The organism is Chamaesiphon sp. OTE_20_metabat_361 (assembly GCF_031364565.1).
Genome location: NZ_JANLWO010000148.1, coordinates 1 through 5,529, shown reverse-complemented (window position 1 = coordinate 5,529; position 5,529 = coordinate 1). Strand labels below are relative to the sequence as shown.

The 5,529-nt window shown below is 46.2% G+C and carries 6 protein-coding genes; 2 read left to right on the top strand and 4 right to left on the bottom strand.

Annotated elements, in window-relative coordinates:
- Nucleotides 1-1,138, top strand: a 1,138-nt coding sequence (locus tag RMO35_RS04160; RefSeq protein ID WP_309738755.1) for a glycoside hydrolase family 38 C-terminal domain-containing protein, incomplete at its 5' end; no start/stop codon positions are given.
- A 2-nt stretch (nucleotides 1,139-1,140) separates the two neighbouring features.
- Here the strand turns inward: RMO35_RS04160 and RMO35_RS04155 are convergent.
- From RMO35_RS04155 to RMO35_RS04140, 4 genes are all read right to left on the bottom strand, one after another.
- The gene (locus RMO35_RS04155; RefSeq protein WP_309738753.1) at nucleotides 1,141-2,289 is read right to left on the bottom strand and encodes a leucine-rich repeat domain-containing protein; all 1,149 of its coding nucleotides are present in this window, start codon (nucleotides 2,287-2,289) and stop codon (nucleotides 1,141-1,143) included.
- 30 nt (nucleotides 2,290-2,319) lie between these two features.
- Nucleotides 2,320-2,619 (bottom strand): hypothetical protein, encoded by a 300-nt coding sequence (locus tag RMO35_RS04150; RefSeq protein ID WP_309738752.1) that lies wholly within the window; start codon nucleotides 2,617-2,619, stop codon nucleotides 2,320-2,322.
- A 62-nt stretch (nucleotides 2,620-2,681) separates the two neighbouring features.
- Complete coding sequence (locus RMO35_RS04145; RefSeq protein ID WP_309738751.1) at nucleotides 2,682-3,425, bottom strand: FHA domain-containing protein; 744 nt, start codon at nucleotides 3,423-3,425, stop codon at nucleotides 2,682-2,684.
- Between the two features lie 136 nt (nucleotides 3,426-3,561).
- Nucleotides 3,562-4,824, bottom strand: coding sequence for a VWA domain-containing protein (locus RMO35_RS04140; RefSeq protein WP_309738750.1), 1,263 nt, complete (start codon nucleotides 4,822-4,824; stop codon nucleotides 3,562-3,564).
- A 203-nt stretch (nucleotides 4,825-5,027) separates the two neighbouring features.
- Between RMO35_RS04140 and RMO35_RS04135 the strand changes: the two genes are divergently transcribed.
- Nucleotides 5,028-5,529: type I restriction-modification system subunit M N-terminal domain-containing protein (locus RMO35_RS04135; protein ID WP_309738749.1), on the top strand; the 502-nt coding region annotated here is incomplete at its 3' end.

Below are 5,529 nucleotides of genomic sequence, written 5' to 3'. Positions count from 1 at the left end.
CCCCGTTATAAGGGGGGTTGGGGGGGTAGAGATCTCCGCAGCAACTCTAACAACCTCTACGGAAACACTAGCTTCTAGCGATTTTATTTTTAAAAACCAATTCGTAGAAGTAGCCATCAACCCCGAAACCGGAGATATTGCCAGCATTTACGATCGACTCAACTACCGCCACATCCTCACATCTACAGGCGCGAATCACCTCCAAGCTTTCCAAGACGGCGAACAATATTGGGATGCTTGGAATATCGATCCTAAATATGCCGAAAAACAATTACCACCCAGCCAGCTAAAATCGATCCGCTGGCTCGAAAACGGTGCCATTCGCCAGCGCGTCCGCGTCGTGCGAGAACTAGCGGGATGTGAATTTACGCAAGACTATATCTTAGATGCTCATAGCCCGATCGTTCAAATTAAAACCAGCGTCGATTGGCAAACAGAACATGTCTTAATCAAAGCCAACTTCCCCCTCAATCTTACCGCCGATCGATCCACCGCCGAAACTGCCTGCGGTGCGATCGATCGTACTACCAAACCCGAAACCGCCGCCGAGCGAGCTAAATGGGAATTACCCATGCACCGCTGGGTAGATCTTACCGATAATAGTGGCGAGTATGGAGTGAGTATCTTGAATGATAGTAAATATGGTTTCGATGCTGGAGTAGATTATTTGAGACTCACATTACTCCGCAGTCCTAAATGGCCAGATCCGAGTGCCGATCGCGGCTACCATGAGTTTACCTATGCAATTTATCCCCACAGCGGTACTTGGCAAGCCGCTCAGACAGTGCGAAAGGGATTGGAACTTAATTCACCGTTTCAGGTAGTGCAACTAGTTCCCCAGCCTAAAGTAGATATCAGTAAAGACTTAGAACCTGTTAGTAGTCTCATCGATTTACAGGCTGAAAACCTAGTTTTGATGGCATTCAAACCTTCAGAAACTTTAGATCGATCGTGGGTATTACGGTGTTATGAGTGTCATGGAGTTGAGGGAGAAATTGAGTTGACTGGCGATCTGGATCTAGGGATCGATCGAGAGTTGAATATCCTCGAAGAACCAATTTTAGATCCGTTGGCGCAGCCTCTCGGAACAAGAATCGTCAAACCTTGGCAAATTAAGAGCTTTGGGGTTTCGGCTTAATTTTAAGTTTGCACTGCAAATTTGTCTGGATGAATGCCATGATTTACCCATATAATTGCGGCTTCTGCACTCGTCATCTCTGGCGGTACTCGGAGAATATGAATGTGCTGTGTTGATGGGCAAGTCATCTTGAGCAGAATCATCGGTTCGACAATCTCCTGCAATGTTTCTCCATCTTCATCCCACTGATTAAATCGATCTACTCCATCAATTTTTAACAAGGTATATTCTCGCCAAGTATTAACTATAATTGCACCTAGTTCATCACAGATTTTTTTATAACCTATTTGTGCGATTAATGCACGTCTAACTTCAGCATTATTTTCAATTAATAACCATTCAGATTTCCACTCGCTCAATTTAGTCCAATATCGACGGGAGAGATCCACATCAAACAAACGGACAGTTTTAAGATTACGCGCAGTTTTGAGAATTGACAAATCTATTAATGGATTTCCAGTAAAATCTATCCGATTCAAATTAGAGAGATTTTTGATACTTTCTGGCAGGCTGATTAGCTGATTTTCTCTCGGCTCTATGTTTGTTAAATTAACAAGATTGCCGATACTCTCTGGCAGGCTGGCTAGCTCATTTTGTCCTAGGTTTAGGTAAGTTAAACTAACGAGATTATCGATGTTTTTCGGCAGGCTATTTAGATAATTTTCTTCCAGGTTCAGATGAGTTAAATCACCAAGATTACCGATACTTTCTGGCAGGCTGCTTAACTGATTTTCACACAGATATATGTGGACTAAATTAACGAGATTGCCGATACTCTCTGGCAGACTGGCTAGCTTATTCCTTTCCAGATGTAGGTAAATTAAATTAACGAGATTTACAATACTTTCTGGCAGGCTGGTTAGCTGATTTTCTTCCAGATGTAGGTGAGTTAAATTAACAAGATTGCCGATACTTTCCGGCAGGCTAGTTAGCTGATTTCCCGACAGACATAGGTGAGTTAAATTAAAGAGGTTTCCAATACTCTCCGGCAGGCTAGTTAACTGATTTCCCGACAGATATAGGTGAGTTAAATTAACGAGGTTCCCAATACTTTCCGGCAAGGATGTTATTCGACAATATCGTAAATATAATGGTGCCCGTCGATCGAATTTAGCCCGTTCGATTATTTCGTCTAACCTTGCTTGTTTCATTGGTAAAAAGCACCATTGCAAGTTGATATTCTAATCAGCTACATATCGCCACCCTTCAGGAGCATATTCGCGTTGAATCCGGATTTCCCAATTGCCTTGGGGAATAGTTACGGCGGCATGTTCCTCGTGGGTGAGGATCGCAGTCGGGGATAAAACTTTGAGATATAGTATGCCATCTCGATCGAATAATTCGGCTTCACCGTTGCTAATTCGGTGGCGGTGTCCGGTGACTTCACCTTCAGCGAGAGTGAGGTGGGGAAGTTTGGTACCTGTGGCGGATGTGTTGCTAGGAATGATGAGGACGTCGCCTTGTCTGATTAATGGATTCATAGATTTTAAACCTTGTTACTTATCAAATTATGTACTGTATTTAAGCTACCCAATCTTAATTACTACACAGCAGTTACCTTAATTCGCGTCCAATGTCCGAGGGTAATTTCATCGCCAGACGCGATCGAAATATCTGCCATGACTGCAATTTCTTTACCATTTACCAGCGTGCCATTTGACGAACCGATATCCCTAATGATGAGAGTCCCATTGGGATGGAGAGTGAGAATGGCATGACGGGAAGAGACAGCATCATCCAGATCTAGGGGAATCTCAGGGTGAATAGCACGAGCGACACTGGTACGTCCGATCAGATTGGTAGGCTGGGATAACTCAATGACAATCGGGGCTTGAGTGGGGGCTGTGGGGCTGGTGGGGGTGGCTAAACTCGGATCGATCGAGATGACTACTTGCCAGCGACTGATAGCGTTAGGAGCCGGATTTGAGGGATTAGCGGGTGGGTTTGGTGGTTGGGTAGGAGCGGTGGCTGTAGTATTGATGCTCGATTCTCGTTCCGAGAGGCTACGCCAACGAATCGGTGGTGGAAAATTGAATAATGGATCGCCACCTTTGGCACCTGTGAGGAAGTTAAAACCGCAAATCTCACAAAAGTTACCACTATCAGCCTGGTGGGGAGTACTACAATCGGGGCAATGTTGGACGGCTACCGATTGGCTGACAGTCGCGGTGGTTTTATTGGTGGGATTCGAGACGAGTTCGGCAATCCCCAATCCAGTAATTTTTGCCCCACATTCCGAGCAAAAATCTGCTTCTGTTGAGTTGTGACCTTTGGGACAAGTGTACATTTAGGGAATAGGGAATAGGGGATAGGGAATAGGGTAGAGGGGATAGGGTAGAGGTGGGTGAGAAATATAAAGGAGAGTAACTTGGAACGCAGTTCCAAAACCTATTCCCTATTCCCTATTCCCTATTCCCTATCCCCTACTTCTGGATTCTAGCCGTTTTGGTCGATCGAGTCTCTAACATCATTTCGTCTTCTTTAGCCACCGTGCGTTTGATTCTGACAGTCCCGGCAGCGGCGTCTTCGACATCGACGACGGAACGGAGGAGTTTGGCGGTGGCTTCGTTACCGGAGTCGTGGGCGAGTTTGACGGCTTTACCTAGTTTGACTGTCGCTACTTCGATGTTACCTTGCGCTCTGGCTTCCAAGCCTTCTTGGATGGATTGGGCGAGTTCTGCTTGTCCGGTATAGTGAGCGACGCGACGATCGATCTTGGCGGTTTTGGCTTCGTCTTCTGTCCAGGTAGCGAGGATTTTGGCTTCGGTTATTTTGGTTTCGACTCCGTTAGTTTGGGTTATCAGACTCGCTCTACCCGCCAACATTTCATCGCCAACATTCCCCGCATTTATCTGGATGCAGAAGTGATAATCGCGAGATTCATTATTCCCCCATGCACCTGTCGGATATTCGACAATCCGCTCGCTGACGACTTTAGCGCGACTGGTGACATCGACGATTTCGGGACTGACTTGCTTGCAAAATAACACTTTCGCACCCATCGGCGTCCACAATCTCAGGCTGACATCGCTGACAGTTTTGCCCATCGCTTCAGCCAGAATTGCTTGGAAATCATCGGCAATCCGATCGGGTGATGAGATAATATCTGTCGTACCTAATAATTTAGCCGCAATTTTCTGGAGTTCGGCGACGCGCCAATCTGTCCCCACACCGCGACAATCGCACTGAAAGCTACCTTCAGATGCCTCCAAAACCCGCACTAAATCTTCCTCATCATTCGGATCGTTTTGTCCGTCGGTGAGTAATAGAGCTTGACAAATTGCTTGGGGCATTTTGGCAAATTCTCCCAAAGCTGTATGCAGCCAGGTAGACATTAATGTCCCGCCACCTGCGGAAATTTCTTTAACTTGAGCAATGGCACGCAGTTTATTCTCCGGGATGGCGTTAACCAGTGGAATGAGTAATTTGGCACGACTCGATCCGGTGACGACGAAAAATGCGGCATCGGTGGGGATAAGATCGATGATTTTAACGATCGCATCTTTGGTGGCAATCATTTTGGCACCACCCATCGATCCAGATGTATCGCAAATAATCCCGAATAAGCGCGGACTGTGTGCTGCAACTGCCACCCCATCCGCACTAGTGGTAATTGTCATGATGGCATTTACTTCTCTAGCACCTTGGGGGAGGTAGGGATTTTGGAAGACTTCAGCAGTGAACATAGGGTAGAGGATCTATCCATTACACACCAATTATATCAGGTGAATACCGGATCGCTAAAACCCTTGTATGACGATCGTTCACCAGGCTACGCCAAAATTTCATAGTTTGCCGATCGAAATCTTGAGACTCTAACTAAGTGCGGCGATCGCCTCAAAATCCGATAAAATATAGAGTCCCCGCTCCCTACTGAGACTCTAAGACTTTGACTCCAGCCGAACTGAAAAAATTAGAAGCGAATCTGTGGCAGAGTGCCGACACGCTGCGGGCAAACTCCGATTTAAAATCGAGTGAGTATGCCACGCCTGTATTGGGGCTGATCTTCCTCAAGTTTGCTGACAATAAATATCGTCAGTATGAGGTGGAGATTCAGGCGGAGTATGACAAGCTATTAGGGGGACGACGGGAAAAGTCGATCGCGGAGATAGCTCTAGAGAAGTGTGGGTTCTATCTGCCGGATGATGCGCGGTATGACTATTTGTTGACTCTGCCAGAGGAAGAAAACATCGCTCAGGCATTGAAGGCGGCGATGGGATCGATCGAGAAATATAAGCCAGAACTCCAGGGGATATTGCCCCAAGATGAGTATTTCCGGTTGGTGAGCGATAAGGATAAAAGCATTCCCAAGCGGTTACTGAAGAATTTCTCAGATATTCCCGCCGATGCGACGGGGGATATGTTCGGGCAGATTTATCAATACTTTTTGG